This is a genomic window from Cytobacillus sp. FSL W8-0315 (assembly GCF_038002905.1).
GTDB lineage: Bacteria > Bacillota > Bacilli > Bacillales > Cytobacillaceae > Cytobacillus > Cytobacillus pseudoceanisediminis.
In genome coordinates this window covers 2133916-2152062 of sequence record NZ_JBBOOC010000001.1, presented here as the reverse complement: position 1 = coordinate 2152062, position 18147 = coordinate 2133916, and the positions used below count along the sequence as shown (strand labels likewise).

21 protein-coding genes are annotated in these 18147 nt (G+C 39.7%); 5 read left to right on the top strand and 16 right to left on the bottom strand.

The features are described 5' to 3' along the window. Nucleotides 1-82 precede the first annotated feature (82 nt). The 4 genes from MKY20_RS10930 to prsW form a co-directional block, all read right to left on the bottom strand. The gene (locus tag MKY20_RS10930) at nt 83-742 is read right to left on the bottom strand and encodes a flagellar brake protein (RefSeq protein WP_009332770.1); all 660 of its coding nucleotides are present in this window, start codon (nt 740-742) and stop codon (nt 83-85) included. 147 nt (nt 743-889) lie between these two features. Beyond that, complete coding sequence (gene ypeB / locus MKY20_RS10925; protein ID WP_341000981.1) at nt 890-2239, bottom strand: germination protein YpeB; 1350 nt, start codon at nt 2237-2239, stop codon at nt 890-892. Between the two features lie 14 nt (nt 2240-2253). Then, nucleotides 2254-3093: a spore cortex-lytic enzyme gene (gene sleB / locus MKY20_RS10920; protein WP_341000979.1), complete on the bottom strand. Its 840-nt coding sequence runs from the start codon at nt 3091-3093 to the stop codon at nt 2254-2256. A gap of 125 nt (nt 3094-3218) precedes the next feature. Continuing rightward, nucleotides 3219-3908: a glutamic-type intramembrane protease PrsW gene (gene prsW, locus MKY20_RS10915; protein ID WP_009332773.1), complete on the bottom strand. Its 690-nt coding sequence runs from the start codon at nt 3906-3908 to the stop codon at nt 3219-3221. Nucleotides 3909-4040: 132 nt separating this feature from the next. Between prsW and MKY20_RS10910 the strand changes: the two genes are divergently transcribed. Then, on the top strand, nt 4041-5009 hold the full coding sequence (locus tag MKY20_RS10910) for an asparaginase (RefSeq protein ID WP_341000977.1): 969 nt from the start codon (nt 4041-4043) through the stop codon (nt 5007-5009). Nucleotides 5010-5040: 31 nt separating this feature from the next. Here MKY20_RS10910 and MKY20_RS10905 read toward each other — a convergent pair whose 3' ends face one another. The 7 genes from MKY20_RS10905 to MKY20_RS10875 all read right to left on the bottom strand — a co-directional run bounded on the left by MKY20_RS10905 (nt 5041) and on the right by MKY20_RS10875 (nt 11692). After that, nucleotides 5041-6015 (bottom strand): YpdA family putative bacillithiol disulfide reductase, encoded by a 975-nt coding sequence (locus tag MKY20_RS10905; RefSeq protein ID WP_445293096.1) that lies wholly within the window; start codon nt 6013-6015, stop codon nt 5041-5043. 406 nt (nt 6016-6421) lie between these two features. Then, nucleotides 6422-7696: a Glu/Leu/Phe/Val family dehydrogenase gene (locus tag MKY20_RS10900; protein WP_009332776.1), complete on the bottom strand. Its 1275-nt coding sequence runs from the start codon at nt 7694-7696 to the stop codon at nt 6422-6424. Between the two features lie 418 nt (nt 7697-8114). Next, nucleotides 8115-8696 (bottom strand): genetic competence negative regulator, encoded by a 582-nt coding sequence (locus MKY20_RS10895; RefSeq protein ID WP_009332777.1) that lies wholly within the window; start codon nt 8694-8696, stop codon nt 8115-8117. Between the two features lie 123 nt (nt 8697-8819). After that, nucleotides 8820-9725 carry a MerR family transcriptional regulator gene (locus MKY20_RS10890; protein WP_009332778.1) on the bottom strand — a complete coding sequence of 302 codons (906 nt, stop codon included), beginning with the start codon at nt 9723-9725 and terminating at the stop codon, nt 8820-8822. A 71-nt stretch (nt 9726-9796) separates the two neighbouring features. Further along, a complete protein-coding gene (locus tag MKY20_RS10885) occupies nt 9797-10567 on the bottom strand; it encodes a metallophosphoesterase (RefSeq protein ID WP_009332779.1) in 771 nt (256 codons plus the stop codon). A 28-nt stretch (nt 10568-10595) separates the two neighbouring features. Further along, on the bottom strand, nt 10596-11000 hold the full coding sequence (locus tag MKY20_RS10880; RefSeq protein WP_009332780.1) for a hypothetical protein: 405 nt from the start codon (nt 10998-11000) through the stop codon (nt 10596-10598). Between the two features lie 59 nt (nt 11001-11059). Further along, nucleotides 11060-11692, bottom strand: a complete 633-nt coding sequence (locus MKY20_RS10875) for a CBS domain-containing protein (protein WP_019380372.1) — start codon at nt 11690-11692, stop codon at nt 11060-11062. 146 nt (nt 11693-11838) lie between these two features. Between MKY20_RS10875 and MKY20_RS10870 the strand changes: the two genes are divergently transcribed. From MKY20_RS10870 to MKY20_RS10860, 3 genes are all read left to right on the top strand, one after another. Beyond that, on the top strand, nt 11839-12063 hold the full coding sequence (locus MKY20_RS10870; RefSeq protein WP_019380371.1) for a spore coat associated protein CotJA: 225 nt from the start codon (nt 11839-11841) through the stop codon (nt 12061-12063). Nucleotides 12064-12065: 2 nt separating this feature from the next. Further along, a complete protein-coding gene (locus tag MKY20_RS10865) occupies nt 12066-12326 on the top strand; it encodes a spore coat protein CotJB (RefSeq protein WP_009332783.1) in 261 nt (86 codons plus the stop codon). A gap of 76 nt (nt 12327-12402) precedes the next feature. Further along, the gene (locus MKY20_RS10860; protein WP_009332784.1) at nt 12403-12972 is read left to right on the top strand and encodes a manganese catalase family protein; all 570 of its coding nucleotides are present in this window, start codon (nt 12403-12405) and stop codon (nt 12970-12972) included. Between the two features lie 57 nt (nt 12973-13029). On the opposite strand, the gene MKY20_RS10855 is transcribed toward MKY20_RS10860, so the two are convergent. The 5 genes from MKY20_RS10855 to MKY20_RS10835 all read right to left on the bottom strand — a co-directional run bounded on the left by MKY20_RS10855 (nt 13030) and on the right by MKY20_RS10835 (nt 17554). Further along, complete coding sequence (locus MKY20_RS10855) at nt 13030-13488, bottom strand: YpbF family protein (RefSeq protein ID WP_019380370.1); 459 nt, start codon at nt 13486-13488, stop codon at nt 13030-13032. A gap of 92 nt (nt 13489-13580) precedes the next feature. Continuing rightward, nucleotides 13581-14315, bottom strand: a complete 735-nt coding sequence (locus MKY20_RS10850) for a LysM peptidoglycan-binding domain-containing protein (protein ID WP_071157048.1) — start codon at nt 14313-14315, stop codon at nt 13581-13583. 54 nt (nt 14316-14369) lie between these two features. Further along, the gene (locus MKY20_RS10845; protein WP_019380368.1) at nt 14370-14993 is read right to left on the bottom strand and encodes a CPBP family intramembrane glutamic endopeptidase; all 624 of its coding nucleotides are present in this window, start codon (nt 14991-14993) and stop codon (nt 14370-14372) included. Between the two features lie 6 nt (nt 14994-14999). Then, nucleotides 15000-16499, bottom strand: coding sequence for a RecQ family ATP-dependent DNA helicase (locus MKY20_RS10840; protein ID WP_341000970.1), 1500 nt, complete (start codon nt 16497-16499; stop codon nt 15000-15002). Beyond that, entirely contained in the window at nt 16496-17554 is a 1059-nt protein-coding gene (locus tag MKY20_RS10835) for a helix-turn-helix domain-containing protein (protein WP_019380366.1), read from the bottom strand. The genes MKY20_RS10840 and MKY20_RS10835 overlap by 4 nt, the downstream gene beginning before the upstream one ends. A gap of 260 nt (nt 17555-17814) precedes the next feature. Here MKY20_RS10835 and MKY20_RS10830 point away from each other — a divergent pair, with 260 nt between their 5' ends. Beyond that, the gene (locus MKY20_RS10830; protein WP_009332793.1) at nt 17815-18063 is read left to right on the top strand and encodes a ferredoxin; all 249 of its coding nucleotides are present in this window, start codon (nt 17815-17817) and stop codon (nt 18061-18063) included. The last annotated feature ends 84 nt before the right edge of the window (nt 18064-18147 follow it).

The following is an 18147-nucleotide window of genomic DNA, read 5'->3' as shown; positions in this document are numbered from 1 at the left end:
TCTCTCCAACTGGTAAAATAAGAATAAGCCAATAGACTTCACCATCTATTATGAGAGATGAATATAAAAAATATTCCTTTATTTATATTTCCAGGCCTTTTTTCTTCATTGCCAGTTGCCTATCGAAACAAAATCGCAGGAGCAATTGTCTATCCTGGGGGCTTACCTCCAAAAACTGAACAGAAATAAGCGATTTTCCATTTTGAGGTTCAGAAACTCTGATTACCTTACTTTTAAGCCGTAAATAATAATTGTCGCCGTTTTGCATAGTTAATACGAAATAAGTGAGTATTTGCATATTCGCTATTAAAGAGCTGCCTGTTTGTGCGATGATTGCAGCCCCGCCAGCACTAATATCATCCGTAACGGATACAAAAGGACTAAACTCATTACTTTCCGGGTGGATAGCAACATCAACGGGTGTTTCAACCCGGACAAACTGACGCCGCTGAATTTTTACCAAATGTTCGTCCCCCGGATATGATAAAACAATCATCGGGATCTTCAACTTAACTCTTCCCATAACCTCGCTTTCGAAAAGATATACCGTCCCATCTTCAGCCAAAAAGGTTGCCTTCAGCTGAGTCCCATCGAGCAGGAAAGCAGTTTTATTTGTTTCCTGTACTATCGGATAATCAATATATAGATTATTTCCTTCTCTTTCAACAAGCTTGCATTTATATTTCTCGGATTTTTCCGAGTATGTTAATTCGAGCAGCACTGTCTCTCCAATATTTATCACACTGACACACTTCCCTTATTAAAAGGATAATCTTGTCATTTAATTATGACCGGTATAAAAGATTCCCGCAATAGCATTTTTAAAAAACTTAGGCAAAAAGACCCAAGTGCTTCCTAAGGCAAAAAAAGAAAGCCTATACGGCTTTCTCTACAGTACATCTTCAAATACTGGCTCAGCATTTTTTAGCTTTTCTACTTTTTCTTCTTGTCCTGTTTCTGCGTTTATATAGATTCTGTAGGTATCTTCACCCAATGTGCCTAGAATTTCATAACAGGAAACTTCCTGTTTTAAATCATTAATGATGATTGCCCGTCTGTCTTCCATGACTTTCAGCTGTGGATTCACCTTGGCTCTCGCCTCTTCTGCAGTAATTGCAGGCTCAGGAATTTCTCTCTGGTGATGAGCTTTTAAATAATCCTCAGCAGAAAAGGCTGCCATACTGCCATTATCAAGCGCAACTTTCACACGAATGGAGTCCGGATAAATTCTTACGCCATCCTGATTGGATACGAAGGTAAATACGCCTAAATTGTCATACTGAGCACTCTCGAATAAATCAAGGTCCTTGAAGCCATTTTCTTTCAGAAATTTAATCGCATTATTGCTTGCTTCATTAAGGCTTACTTTTTGTTTCGCCACTTCCCGATCCAGTATGAACCAGATAGGATACCCGCCTTTCTTAGTGATATCCATGTTTGCTTCTTCTTTTGTTTTCTTATTTTGAATACTGACACTATAGAACCCGTAATCAGATCCTTTGCCGTTTTCAGTCACTCTCATATTTACATTTTTTCCCAACTTTGCATAGTGCTGACCTATTCGTGCAGCTTCTTCTTCTGTTATTTCTTTACCTTTAAGATATTTGTAATTTTCATCTTTCCTCTGCATATTTACAAATGCCGGTCCAAAGTCTGTCTCTCCATAGCCTTCAACCGTTTTTTCCACTGTCTTAAATCCATCTATGATTGTATTATCTGCAGCTTCCCCATTGGAAGCGAGCGCCATTTCTACATCCATCCACCGTAAGTTCTTTTCAAGCACCATATGCTGAACTTTGCGCAAATCCTGCTGAACATCAGCCGACTGTTTATAGAGCTGCTTTAGCGCTTGATATTCTTTATTCGATAAAGGTTCCTTCTCCAAATCCCTTACTGCTGTCCGATAACTGAAATCTCCAATATTGGATAGAAACTCTTCTGTTTTATTGAAAGGAAGAAGTGAGAGAGGCAGCTGGCCAACATCTGAGTGGGCTTCTGAAGTCAATCTCCACACTTCTGCCAATTCAGGTGATAGTGAAGCTCTCGAATTCATTGCTAAGGTTGTTCCGATTTTGTCATGCAATAGGTCAATTTGGTAAGTTAAATCATGAAATGCCCTTTGATAATTATTTTCGGCATTAATTAGGATTGCATTTTTCTCCCGGTGTTCCTGATAACCCCAAAACGCTGTACCGGCAACACCCAGTGCAAGTACGCCTATGAGAATTCCTCTAAGCATGATCATTCACCCCTCTATTTACAGAATATATGTTTTCCAATCTGCTTGATTTGCGGCCGTGTCCAAATCCATCCGCTTGTTGCTGTATCCGGGTTAAAGTAATACAGTGCCTCGCCTGTTGGATCCCATCCATTAATGGCATCAAGGACGGCCTTTTTTGCAGTTTCATTCGGCGTTAACCATATCTGTCCATCGGCCACAGCGGTAAAAGCACGCGGCTCAAAAATAACGCCAGATACAGTGTTCGGAAATGATGCACTTTCTACACGGTTTAAGATAACTGCGGCAACTGCCACCTGGCCTGTATACGGCTCTCCTCTTGATTCTCCATAAACCGCATTGGCCATTAACTGGATATCATTATCTGAGAATCCGTTAGGCACATTTGCAGCAGTCGGCTGTTTAGGAGCTTCCTGCTGCTGTGCCGTTCCCCCGGAAGTTCCACCTTGCTGAGGCTTAGTCTGCTTTTCAGTGTCCACCCCGCCGTAATGGGTAAATTTATTGCCCTTATTAATTTGTTCTTTCACATACTGTTCATTATACTTGGATGCTTTTACGAGCTTATTTTTTGTTTCCTGGCCAGCAAGCCCATCTATCGGAAGGCCGAATTCATATTGAAAATTCCTGAGTGCCCAATAGGTTCCCCACCCAAAAACTCCATCGATTTTCCCATTGTAGAATCCTAAATACTGCAGGCGGGACTGAAGCTCGATTACATCATTTCCCACTGCTCCGTGCTGGATAACCTGGTTCGAAAAGGCATTAGCTTTGTCCATATTCCCGCTAAAAGGAATTCCTAGAATACAAAGGGAGATTATGAGTAAAACCTTTCCTGCCAAAAAATTCTTTTTCATGGATTTTAACCTCCAAAAGTCAATCTTTTTTCATTGACCCTATTTTTTGTAGTCCTTGGCTTTTTATTCAATAACTTGAGTCTTTTTACTTTTGGTTTATTTTCGGCAAAATAAAAAACCCTCCATCAAGAATGGAGAGTTTTCTGTAAATCAAATTGATTATTCATGTGGTTTAGACTATGTGCCCTTGCTTTTTTGACTTTTCTTAAGCCCAGCCACCAAAGGAAGATCATAAATGGGAACATGATAAAAATCCAATGTTTTAAGGAGATCAGGATATAGTCGTAAATACCGTGAAGGAGAAAAGGTATAAAGAGCGAAAAGGCTATCCATTTTTTTGTCGAGGTTGCCGAGAATTTTCCTTTTCCTATATAATAGCCCATGATAACACCAAAGAGAGCATGACTGGAAACCGGAAGCAAGGCCCTTCCAAGAGCGTGTTCCACACCGAGCGCGACGAGATAGAAGATATTTTCTGCAGTGGCAAAGCCAAGTGATACAGAAGCACCATACACAATTCCATCATATGGTTCATCAAATGTTATATGCTGATAAATAGTATAAAATAATATAAACCATTTAAAGAATTCTTCCAGCAGACTTGATGACAGAAATGCATCCATCAAACTAGACTGCAGCACCCCTTCAGTCTCTAAAACATACTGGATGAACATGATAGGGAAAACGAGCAAAGCACCAAACAAAAAAGTTTTAAAAACCATTGATATGGGTTCAGACTCATATTGATCTTTTAAATAAAAATAGCTTAATAATGCCAACCCCGGCGCGATGCCAGCGGATAATATTCCCAGCATGAGCTGCCCTCTTTTCAATCTGTTTTCTTAATCGTATCATGATATAGAAAGAATTAAAATGATTATTCAAATATTGGAAAACAAAATATTTCACATCATATTTTGAGTCAAAGCTAGAATTGGGGGATTAACATGGAGAAAAAAAAGATACTTGTTATACACACTGGAGGCACCATTTCAATGAGTGAGGATGCAGCAACTGGTGCTGTTAAGCCAACAGATAATAATCCATTAACTGAAAAAACAAAGGAACTGCTTTCCCTTGCAGAATTACTGGTTGAAGAGCCTTTTCATCTCCCTTCACCTCATATAACACCTAGAGAAATGCTTAAATTGAAGGAAATCATTGAAAAAAACCTGGCAAAAGAAAAAATTAGCGGCGTAGTCATTACCCATGGAACAGATACATTAGAAGAGACAGCCTATTTCTTGGATCTGACTGTTAAAACATCTCTTCCCATCGTTGTTACTGGTGCAATGAGATCAAGTAATGAAATCGGCTCTGACGGACTTTACAACCTAATTTCCTCCATTCGCGTGGCTTCATGTGAAGAAGCAAAAGACAAAGGGGTTCTGGTTGTTCTAAATGATGAAATTCATACTGCGGAAAATGTGACAAAGACACACACAAGCAATGTATCTACTTTCCAAAGCCCGCAGTATGGACCAATCGGAATAGTCACAAAGAGAGGTGTATTATTCCACAACACGCCCACAAATAGAGAATTTTATCCTTTAAATGCTATTGTTAAAAAAGTCACACTTATTAAAGCATTTGCCGGAATGGATTCTTCTTTGCTTTATGCGATAGGTGATTTAGATTTTGACGGAGTTGTGATTGAAGCACTTGGACAAGGCAATTTGCCTCCAGCCACAATTGAAGGCATTAAGGCTCTTACAGAAAAGAACATTCCGATTGTATTGGTTTCCCGATGTTTCAATGGAATTGCACAAGATGTGTATGGCTATGACGGAGGCGGAAAGCATCTAAAGGACATGGGTGTTATTTTCTCAAATGGACTAAACGGGCAAAAAGCAAGAATTAAACTGCTTATCGGACTGGAAACCCAGCAAAATATCGAAGAGATTTTCCAAATATAAATTGGCAATAACAAAGGCTAATCACTTGTGATCAGCCTTTGTTATTGCCTTTTTCAATTATAGCTTTTGCTATTTGTCCGCCATGGAATCTGCCATTTTCAATAAAAATTTCGTTGGCATTATTCCCGGCAGCTATTACACCCGCAATAAACATTCCAGGGACATTCGTTTCCATCGTTTCAGGATTAAATTGAGGGCGGCCCGTTTCTTCATTTATTTGAATTCCCATACCCCTTAAAAATTCATGGTCAGGATGGTAGCCGGTCATGGCAAATACAAAGTCGTTCTCAATGTCAAAATGCTGGCCACCTGCCATGTAGGTCAGCTTATTTTCACTGATTTCTTTCACATGTGCATTAAATTCCATTTTGATGACGCCGTTTCTGACTAAGGACTCAAACTCAGGGAGAATCCATGGCTTTATGCTGGGTGAATATTCTGTTCCGCGATAGATCACCGTAACTCTGGCTCCTGCTTTAACCAGTTCGATCGCAGCATCGACGCTTGAGTTTTTCCCGCCAATTACCGTTACGTCTTTATCAAAATAAGGATGGGCTTCTTTGAAATAGTGAAACACCTTTGGCAGATCCTCCCCTGGAACTCCCATGTAATTTGGATGGTCGTAATAGCCTGTAGCAATTACTACGTAATTGGCGGTATAAATGCCCTTATCTGTTTGTACTTCAAATACATCAGATGGATTTTTAATTACTTTGAGAACTTTTTCAAAGGCATTTACCTTAATCCCTTTTCTTTTTACAACTTCCCGGTAATAAGTTAGTGCCTGGTTTCTCTTAGGCTTATAATTTTCTGTTATAAAGGGTACCCCGCCGATTTCGAGCTTTTCGCTCGTGCTGAAGAAGGTTTGGTGTGTTGGATAGTGGTAAATTGCGTTTACAATATTGCCTTTTTCGATAACAAGCGGGTTTCTCCCAGCTTCCTGAAGGGCTATGGCAGCTGCCAATCCGCATGGTCCTCCGCCAACAATAATAGCGTCTATATTCAAGATTCTCACTCCTTAATCAATACCCATGAAAAAAAGTTTCATGTTGCTGTTTTTCTTACAAATAATTGTTTTAGCCTATAATATGCGTGTTCAAATCAGCATGGGGCACTTGCTTACCGCGCGGAGAGATGAGAGCCTCCTCGCTTCCGCCTGCGGGGTCTCTCACTTCCCTAACCTCCTGCAGGATACTGAATAAGCGTCCTAGAAATAACCCCCCACGAAGGAAATGCGGATGAATTCCGTGGATAAAGTGCCCACAGCGAAGATAAACTCAACAGGTAAACTTAGTTTGAAGATAAAAAGCAACAACCTTTACTGAAAACAACTGAAAAATCTCCCATCAGTTTATGATAGGAGATTTTTTATGATTATTCAAATGTCTTACTTTCACCAATGGGATTTATAATTAAATCCATCCGCGGAATCTTGAAGCTTCCGCCATTTTTCTCACACCAACCATATAAGCAGCCAGGCGCATATCCACACGGCGGGTTTGGGAAGTCTGATAAATATTATCAAATGACTTAACCATTACCTTCTCAAGCTTTTCTTCTACTTCTTCTTCGGTCCAGTAATATCCCTGGTTATTTTGCACCCATTCGAAGTATGAAACCGTTACTCCTCCAGCCGAGGCCAGCACGTCAGGCACAAGCAGAATTCCGCGCTCGGAAAGAATTCGTGTTGCTTCCAAAGTAGTTGGGCCGTTAGCCGCCTCCACTACAATGCTCGCTCTTATATTATGTGCATTTTCTTCTGTTATCTGATTTTCGATGGCCGCAGGAACCAGAATATCGCAATCAAGTTCAAGCAGCTCTTTATTTGTAATTGTATCATTAAACAACTTTGTCACAGTGCCAAAGCTATCACGGCGATCCAAGAGGTAATCGATATCAAGACCGTCTGGATCATATAAACCGCCATAAGCATCTGAAATGCCAACAACCTTTGCACCAGCATCATGCATAAACTTTGAGAGGAAACTTCCAGCATTACCGAATCCCTGAACAACTACTCTTGCACCTTCCAGATTAATGCCTTTTTTCTTTGCAGCTTCGCGTATGCAAATTGTAACCCCTTTAGCTGTTGCTGATTCCCGTCCATGTGAACCGCCTAGTACAAGTGGTTTACCTGTAATGAAGCCTGGAGAGTTAAATTCATCAATCCGGCTGTATTCATCCATCATCCATGCCATGATCTGCGAATTGGTAAATACATCAGGTGCAGGAATATCCTTAGTCGGTCCCACAATTTGACTGATTGCCCGTACATAACCGCGGCTTAGCCGCTCTAACTCACCGAAGGACATATCGCGAGGGTCGCAAACGATTCCGCCTTTACCTCCGCCATATGGAAGATCCACAATTCCGCATTTTAAGCTCATCCAGATTGACAGTGCCTTTACTTCCTTTTCAGTTACATTCGGGTGAAAACGAATACCGCCTTTAGTAGGACCAACAGCATCATTATGCTGGGCCCGGTAGCCAGTAAAGACTTTTACTGTTCCGTCATCCATCCGTACAGGGATTTTCACTGTCATCATGCGAATTGGCTCTTTTAGAAGCTCATAGACCTCATCAGAATATCCCAGCTTCCCTAAAGCCTTATGTATGACAGTTTGAGTCGACCTTAAGACGTCCAATTTTTCAGCTTTATTTGAATCAGTACCTTTCTCGGCTACCATTTGTAAACCTCCTAGAAAAATCACTTTCATTAGTTGTCCGCTTCCATGGATTAGTATACACCTTTGCCTAATTTATGCAAGAAGAATAATGTACTTTTCCTCATTTTTTAATATTTTCATGAAACCGCTATCAGCCCTGGTATTAAAGGGAATTTTCTGTTTACTCCTAGTACCCGTTTTCCCGTTTTAACCTAAAGGAAACATCCATTTCCCTCTTTACTGTTTAGTTAAAAACTTTTCCATTTTTATGCTATTATTGCATTTGATTGACTATACTTGTTTTACCCAATTTTTATATAGTTCATGACCATTTAATCCAAAATCACTGTATTTCGCTGTAATCATCCTCCCTGATAATCTGTGCGGGGAAGATTGCCTATGTTCAAAAAAAAGAAAGAGGATTTCCCTCTTTTCAGCCTTATGAAAAGTATTTTACCAGCTCCTTTACTGCTTGGGACTCGATAAGTACTTTCCCATATTCCTGAATAACATGTATGCTGGTAAAGGCTGAATCACCGTACTCAGCTAGTATGGCAATTACTCTATGAACGTTTTCTGCCGCTATATCAGTAACATGATAATAATACTTCTCTTTATAAGAATAAAGGCTTCCTTCCTCAATCTGTACACGATTCAGCTCTGCAGCCATTTGAATTACATCTTCAAAATCCTGGAACTCGAATAATATATCTTCACTGCCCTCAACAGTTACTTGCATTTCAATAAAACCATCCTCAAGGAGCTCTTCATCATCCATCTGCTCCTCCATTGTAACGATCATAACCATTCCCTGAGACTGCATGGAGAATATCTCCACAGCAACTGAACCTTGAATATCTACACCAAATTCTTCACTTGCCTCTTCCAGCATCTCATGAAAAAGCTGATGCCATTTAAGTGAATCCTTCCAGACATCTTCCTTAGTCAGTCCTCTATCATTTAAATCATCTAATGTGAGAAAGATTTTGATTTTATTATAATTCAAACGTTCTAAGCGCATAATAAGCCCCCTGACCTGAACCAACTCTTTGATTTAGTGTATGAAACATTGCGCAGTTTGTGAGTCGTCTTATTTTGTATGGCTAAAAAGAAAAGACCCGGCAATTTACCGCCAGATCTTATCTTATTGGAGCCGTTTTCTAATCCATTCTTCCCATTCATTTGTGGAACTGCCGGGAATTAACTGTTCATACTTCGTTTTTTCTTCATTACTGAGGGTATCAATCCCGAATCCCCCAATGCCTACATGCAAATTCCCATAAGTCTCTGCAAGGCTCTCTGACAGTTTTAGGGTTTCTGGTACGTTGGACTTCATCGTACAGGATAAGAATATAAACTTTGGTTTAACTATCTCAATCACAGTTTCGATATCTTCTTCAGCGATGCTTGTCCCAAGGTAAACGACTTCAAATCCTCTTCTGCGCAAAAATAAAGTAAAAATTAATAGCCCTAATTCGTGAGCTTCACCTGGTCCGCAGACTGCTATCACCTTTGGCAGAACTCCGTTATGCGGAAAAGAATGCAGAATCATCCCAATTCTGGATCTTAATATAGATGAGGCAAAATGCTCATGTGCACTTGTTATTTTCCCCTCTTCCCATTGATGCCCGATTTTTACAAGAAGTGAACCTAATATATCAATAAGAACTTTATCTATTGTATAAAAACTGAAAGCCTGATTAATTAAATCATGTGCTTTTGTTTCATTAAACTGAAGGAGAGCTTCAAGCAGCTCATTGGCGAGGGCACCAGACCGATCACCTTCCTTATCCATCTGAAGCGGCTCGGCATTCAGTTCCTTATTTTCCAGAAGGGAAACAGCCTGACTTATGGAAAAACCCTGATCCACTTTCCTGATCAGCCATTTTAACACTTTGATATGTTCCTCTGTATAAAGCCTATGGCCAGATTCATTTCTCTTTGGAGCAACAATTTGATACCGTCTCTCCCATGCTCTTAACGTTCCTGGCTGAATGCCGAGCATCTTAGATACAGCCTTAATATTATACTTTCCTTCTTCAGTTGCCATACCCAGCCCTCCATTCATTACTAATTATAAAAACCGCCGGTGGAACTGTAAAATCTGGGTGTGTTTTATTTTCAGCCCTTATTAATTGTAATGAAATGAGTTTCCGGCTTTGCCCCCAGCCTCAATGGCACACCGGTCGTACCATAGCCGTTGCTGATCAGAATAGTTGTTTGCGGCAGCACTTTTATCCGGCCCTTCTCATAAGGACCAAACCCGAAAATGCGAATTTGCCCGCCATGTGTGTGTCCACTTAACACCAGGTGAATATTTTGTTCTTTTGTTATACTGTTAATGATTCTTGGATCATGGCTGACCAGCACCTGAAACCCCCCTGAGCCTGCATCCTTAAGTGCAAGGTCGAGCCGATCCCTATCCTTGCTTAGATCATCTGTTCCCATCAAAATAAAACGTTCTCCTTCATTTGATTCAAAGGAAAGGGCAGTATTATCTAGAATTTTTACTCCGCATTCGAGAAGCAGAGCATCGAGCTCGTGGTAATCCGCTTCATAGTCATTATTTCCCCAAACGAAATAGACGGGCCCGCATTCCTTTAATCCCAAAAGGTTCTTCTTTACTCTTTCAAAAGGGACTCCTTTTTCCAAGAGATCGCCGCCGATGATGACCAGATCAGGCTTCTTTTCTTTAACCTCCCCGATTATCGATTCTGACACCGTCCTCTTATGAATATCCGAAATAAAAAAAAGCTTTACTTCACCGAAGCTTTCCGGAAACTCAGGAAAAGAAAGCTCTTTATATATAATTCTATCTGCAAATGCCTCACTAAACATATACATTAGTAAACACGCACCGCCAATTATGGCCAAAGCTATTAGGTATATCATAAATCCTCCTGCCATCAATCGCCTTCGATCAGTCTTCGGCAAGATTGATTTTCTTGAAATCTAAAGAAATAATACCATAAATTACTGAAAAACAGAAAAGGGCAAATGCTTCCCATGGCGAAAGGACTGACAAAACAAAAAAGCCTCCAATTAGCAATAAACTCAGCACAGGCCCAAATAAAGCATCCATATGTTTTAATGACCTCATATTTTTTAAAAGCCTGGCAGTCCACTCGATAATACTTCTGATGATCTCTGCGTTGGCTATAAAAGCGATAAGGAAAAAAATCATTCCCATGACGAAGCCCGCCGGCTCCAGTACAAAAATGACAATCATATCCGAGATGCCCATTGGAATAGACACCGGAAAAAATTTAATAAATAATATGCCGCTAATAAAGCCTGTAAATAGCTTCAGCAAAATAAAAAACAAAATAAATCCCTCCCATACAAAGTGTATGAGAAGGATTTATTTTGTTGACTATATTTACTCTAGTCCTCAGTTATGTCCAAAACACGGAAACCGGATTTTTCAAGCCGGCTGATGAACTTATCCATATTATTATTTTTTTCAACCTTCATCACGATGCGGCGGACCAGCTTGTCTGTTTCATCAAAGGTAACAAGGGAAATGATGTGTTCATGGAAATAATGGGCGATTTCGGCTAAACGTGCAATTCGCCCTTCCGCTTCTACCGAAGTAAACGCAATCCTGACACCGGATTTATTGGTTCCGAAGGCCGATTGGAATTGAGCGAGAACATCAAAGCGTGTAACAATGCCCAGAAATTTTCGATTATCGCCCAAAACTGCAAGTAAAGGGAAATCCTTTAAATCCAGAAGCGTTTTTTCAAAAATCTCATTTCCTTTTAAATATTGCTCCTGATGTGTGGCAATATCCTTGACCAGTGTTCCTTCCAGGAAACCCTCCTTTGAATTACCTGACAAAAAGAAGTTCTCATATATTCCATATCTCGTAATTATGCCGGCATATTGTTCGCCATCCAATACAGGAAGCCCGTCAATCTGATGGTCCTCCAGCAGAGCCAGAGCTTCTTTCAATGGTGCATCCTGTCCGATTGTATAACAGGTATGTTTGGGGATCATGATACTTTTCACAAACATTGCCATCACCTCAGAGTAATATTAATTAGACCTAACATTTAATTTCGCCATCACCTCAACTTTCCCTTCTTTTTATTAGAGTAAACAATCATAAAAACACTGCACTTTTCATAAGTTTCAATGACGCATAAAAAGGAGGGATTATGATGAATACACTCCGTAAAACCTGGCACCCTTATGTAAGCCCATTTGACCCTTGCACTCCTATAAAGGTCAAAACTTATTCCACTCCTCCAAATCTATATATGGGATTTCAGCCGCCAGGGCTTGAACAATTTACGCCAATGGAGGCTTTAAGAGCAGGAACGCTTTGGAAGGCTTTCTATGATCCATGGTACAGTCCCTATGAAAAAGCCAGGGAGGGACAATAGCCATGAAACAATTGCCGGCAGATTACTATCAGCTTCTTGAACAGCTCCAGGCTGTGGATTTTGTCCTTGTTGAACTGACTCTATACCTTGACACTCATAACAATGATTCTGAAGCCATTAAGCAATTCAATCACTATGCAAAGGAACGAAAAAAACTGAGAAATGCCATTGAGAGCAAGTATGGTCCATTAATGCAATTTGGACACAGCTATTCCGGCCAGCCTTGGAATTGGGATGATGCACCGTGGCCTTGGCAAGTATAAATTTTTTCCCGGCGCCTTCTTATATGAAGGCGCTAAATAGGAATATATCTGGATATTTGAAAGGAGCTGAGAAAGAATGTGGGTTTATGAAAAGAAGCTGCAATATCCGGTAAGGGTAAGCACATGCAACCCCAAACTGGCAAAGTTTCTAATTGAACAATATGGGGGGGCTGACGGAGAACTTGCTGCTGCCCTAAGATATTTGAACCAGCGTTATTCTATACCTGATAAGGTCATCGGGCTACTTACAGATATTGGAACAGAGGAGTTTGCCCACCTGGAAATGATCGCAACAATGGTATACAAATTAACGAAGGACGCTACGCCTGATCAAATGAAAGCCGCTGGTCTCGGTGATCATTATGCTGACCATGATAACGCACTGTTTTACCATAATGCTGCAGGTGTTCCTTGGACAGCTACTTATATCCAGGCAAAGGGAGACCCAATTGCAGATTTATACGAAGATATCGCAGCAGAAGAGAAAGCCAGAGCAACCTATCAGTGGATCATTAATATGAGTGATGACACGGATTTAAATGACGGACTCCGGTTTTTAAGAGAACGAGAGATTGTTCATTCACAGCGCTTTAGAGAAGCCGTGGAAATTCTTAAGGAAGAACGGGATAAGAAGAAATTCTTTTAAAAGATACTTAACAAAAAAGAAGCAGGCAAGCTGCTTCTTTTTCCATTAACTGCACTGTCATTTATTCTCATGATAAAGATTTATATCATAATTTTTTTTCATCATTTCGAAAACAGTATGGCGGTTTTTCCATTCATCTTCTTTTTTCCAAAGGTCTTTGCTCTTATCTATTATTTCACACCTTAGAGCATGATATTCTTTTTCTGCTTTTTCTCTTTTTTCCCTCAGAAGGTTCATAAGCCCATATAGGCCAACAGAAAAAACGAGCAAATAGAAATTAGCTGACTGATTGACAAAAGCCGAAAACATGGAAGCAAACGAGTAAGAGTAAGGCTGCATAACACTTTTATAAATATATAAAAAGAATAAAAAAGAAATAAAAACAGTTGCCCACATGGCAAGTAAATGCCAGGACTTGAATCGATCAAATTTTTGCTTTCTCTCTACCACTTTCTCAAGCATTTTTCTGGTAGCCTGATCTGTACGTTCGTCAAGCATTCTAATTGGCGATTCCAATACTCTCCCTCCCTTTCTCAATAATGTATGAGCCTGTCCATTATTATATGACTAAGAAAGAGAGGCCGCTGCCTTACCTGTTTCCGCTCCTTCTATTGCTCAAGCGGAATCTTTAATACCTGGCCCGTTTGTATTTCATTCGACGGCAAATTGTTGGCTTGCTTTATTTTTTCAATTCCCGACTGGGATTTATAATAGGTCATGGCAATTCTAAAAATTGTTTCCTTTGGTTTGACCGTATGGTAAACAACTTTGCCTTCCGTTTTTAATTCTTCCTGTTCCTGTTTCCCGGCAGTTTTGGAAGAGTCTGTACTTTCAGGTGCTGTTTGCTGGGCTTGCTTTTTGGAATTGGATTCAGATCCTTTATCTTCTTTATCAGTCGTTTGAGAGGCCTCTTTTTCCTGCTGGACTTTGGCATCTTCTTTTACTTGAACGCCCTCAGCTTTTTCAGGTTTCTCAGGTTCCTGGGATTCCGGCTCTTCTCTTACTTCTATGGTTGTCCCTTCCCCTTCATCATTTGTGGCAAAAACGACCGTTTCAGAACCGGTTTCTTCATTTTCTGCATTTAACCCGGCATTAATGCTTTTATCACTACTTACATATTGATATATACTGAAAATGGTGATGGGCAAAAGGATAAAAAATAAAGCAAGCAGGCGAATAACTGGGTATTTAACCTTCCATTTACTCTTTTTCCTTTTTTCCTGGTGAACACGGCTCCGTGGCGGCAAAGCGGATTTTTGCCCGCTATATTCCGCTTCCTGTTTTCGGTCAATCTTCTTACGGAGTCTTTCAGCTTGATCTCTATAAGGGTCTTCTTTATTCATGTTTCATCCCTTCCTGTAATAAAAATCATAAGAAGTATATTTTGTGTGCTGCTGTTAATGATCGTTAATTGAATTGTCCTCTTCAGCTTTCCTTATAGTTTTTTTCAGGTAACGTTTTCGAATAAGAATACCAAGAAGAAAGTCAATCAGAAAATGCATAACAATCGTAACAAGCAAATTATTGGTTATATGATAAATATAACCTATTAAAAAGCTTAATGTAATAATATTTACAAACAAAAACCAATTAAAAAGATATCGATAATGAACAAGCGCAAAAATAAGACTGGAAATAGCAAGGCCGAAATGGGTCTGAATGACTCCCCTGAATAGAAGTTCTTCACTAAACGCCACCACAGCCGCAATAAAAGCAATATGGATAAAACTGCGATTCTGAAAGATTTTCTCATTTAATCCTCCATCATCATACAGCACTTCAGGGAGAACCTTCATCAACACGATATCAATCAGGACAACTGCAGCTCCTGCCGCCGCTCCAATTACAAAAATGTTTATATCATTGAATTCAAAAAGAGCTTGGAACTCCCCAAAACTATTAAACAATATAATACTTAGTATCAAAGAAATGGATAAAATAAGCACCTGAGTAAGATAAAGATGGAATAATAGTTCCTTGTCAGTCAATTCCTTAATAATGTCCGCGTATCTTTTCCTCATTTTGGTTCACTCACTTGGAATCAGGAGGTATTCCAGATGATTTTTCCAATCATACAGCGGGCTTTCCTGATTATCTGAATTTGTATTCCTTAAGAAATTTTCCAATTGCAAACCGCAAATATCGCAGCAGGATGGGACTGAGGCATTTTTTTCCTCATCAAAGCAGGAAAGTATACTCTCTCTCCGGCATGTCTTCTTGTAGATCCACTTATATACTTCCTCAATGCTATCCCTTTTCAGTTTGATTCTGCCTTCATAATACTCCTTCATCTCCTGCAGAATCCTTCTGTAATCGAGTCCAGATTTGCTTTTCTTTTCAAAAAAATCATTAAAAATTCGCCACTGAACATCGGTCAAACCGGAACGCTGCTTAATTAGCTCTTCAAAAGGACCAATATTCTGGATCGCATTTGGGTTTTCTTCTATCCATTCCTTAATCCAATCAATTTGTGCTTTGTCAGGCAATTCACTTTCTGCAAGCTGTATGGGAAGCTGCTCATCACCCGGTGCATAGAGCATAATGGCTATACTTTGATTTCCATCTCTCCCTGCCCGGCCAATTTCCTGCAAATAGGATTCAATCTGAAGAGGCATATGAAAGTGTATTACATACCTGATATTATCTTTATTAATCCCCATGCCAAAGGCGCTTGTAGCACAAATAAGATCGAGCTGCCCATGAATAAACTGCTGCTGCACAAGGATACGGCTTTCCTGGTCCATTCCCCCATGGTAAGCCATCACTCTTTTGGCTCCTTTGTCCCTAAGCAGCTCAGCTGACTGTTCCGCCATTTTTTTGCTGGAAAAATAAATAATTCCAGGGCCCTGAAGGATTTCAGCAAGCTCCACAAGTCTCTCTGTTTTTTCACGGAAATTCTCTAACCTTTCTACAGATAATGCAATATTAGGACGGTCAACGGAGTATATAAATTCGCTGCAGTCCAGTATGCCAAGTGACTTTTTTATATCTGCTTTAACTTCAGCGGTAGCTGTAGCTGTTAATGCCAGAGTAACCGGGTTCCCTATAATTTTCCTGACTTCCCCCAGCTTTAAATAATCGGGTCTGAAATCATACCCCCATTGGGAAATACAATGAGCTTCATCCACAACAAATAAAGCAATGCGCAATTTCTTCAACTGTGATAGTACTGACTCATAATAAAGCATTTCGGGTGAAATAAAGATAAACTTATATTGATTCAGATGAATCAATGCCTGTTTTTTTTCTCCGCGGGTTAAAAAGGAATTGAATGCAATCACCTTTTTTTCCCCATTCATCATAAGGTGTTCAGCCTGATCCTGCATAAGGGACAGCAAAGGAGATATAATAATCACCTGACCTTCAATCATATATCCCGGCAGCTGATAACATAGGGATTTACCTGTACCTGTAGGCAGCATGGCAACAGTATTTCTCCCTGAAAGCACAGATTCAATGATCTCCTTTTGTCCAGGTCTAAAGGCAGAAAATCCAAATTTGCTCTGTAATAGCGCTTCTAATCTCATTGTCCCTCTCCAAGCTTTGCCATGACTAATCTGATTTCAAAATAATCGGATTCCGGCACCATTTGACGTATTTGCTTTAATTGCAATGAATCAGCACTGTTCGCTGCTTGAAGAATCAATTTCTGCTTCTTTTCTGAAACATAACTTGTGATATTAAAACCGCTGTCATTTAACGCTACCTCCACAACATGATCCTCAATTGTGCTTTTTTTCAAGTTTCTCGTTTTTGCGATCACATCCAAATCCAGTCCCTGTTTTAGCAGTGTATATGTTTTTTGAGCAGACAACGTTAGCTGAACTTCATTTCCTGTCCCGCTCACTAATTTATCGATAAGCGGATATTCGTCAGGATTTTCTCTTACGCTTGCAAGGATATGATGAATGGCTCCAAGGAACTGATGGTGATAATAATCATGACTGATTCCCAGCTGTTCTGAAGTCTGAACAGCAGTGAGGCCAATACGGTTATAGCCTGTCAGCCTCAATGTCAGTACAGCAGGATTAATATCACTTAGTCTTTCAAGGCACTGGCAAAGTTCCCTGTTTAGCACACTTCCTACTTCATTGCGGGCGAATCCAGATGTTCTCAAAAAGTATTTCAGCCATTCGTGAACATCTCTTTTTCTTTGAATAGGAAGGTATTTTACATTGTTATTATTTAAATGTGATATAACCTGGATTAAAAGAGTAATCCTCTCCCAAAACAGGTCACCTGCACTATGATACAGCCATCCGTTTAATGAAGACGGTATTGGACATTCTAAAAGAGACCTTTCCAGCTCTTCCTTACCATCTGAAGTCAAAATGTAATGCTTTTCATCAGTTGGAGTCATCCAGCTTTTGCTTACAATTTCTTGTGCAAGTTGATCCAGAACATCCCGGCTTAAACTTCCAAATGTTCTAAAAAGCGGGGTTAGCTGAAATAAATGAGCATCCTGAATGGTTTGGGAAGATTTTTTTCCATTGAGCAAATGTAAAATAGAATATATAGTTCTTTGTCCCTGTAATTCTTTAATACAGTACATTATTATAGTTTTTAAATAAGATCTTTCCATTTTTTTCACCTTACGGCCAAAGATTTTTTTCTTGTTTTAAGAAGCTTGTTGCCCTTCTTCCATTTTATCATGAAAGAAATCGGCAGGCCGTTTTAATTATTTATTCACAGGGTAAATTATGCCTAAACCCTTGTGTGATAAGCATTCTCAATACATTTTCTATTGAAAAGTTGAACATTCAGTTTTACAATAGATGTGAGGAATGTGTTACCATCATCTTGATGGACGATTAATTGTTTAAATCTTGGGAGGTTTTTTTCATGGCAAAGTATACAATTGTTGACAAAGAAACATGCATTGCATGTGGAGCTTGCGGCGCAGCTGCACCGGACATTTATGATTATGATGATGAAGGCATCGCTTTCGTTACCCTTGATGATAACCAGGGTATCGTTGAAATTCCTGATGTATTAGTTGATGATATGATGGATGCATTTGAAGGCTGCCCAACCGATTCAATTAAAGTAGCTGATGATGCTTTTGATGGCGATCCGCTTAAATACGAATAATCCTTCAACCATACTTTACCCTTTGTTAAGCTGCTGCTCCCTTTCATCATGAAAGGGAGTTTTTTATGTTAACATTTAACAAGA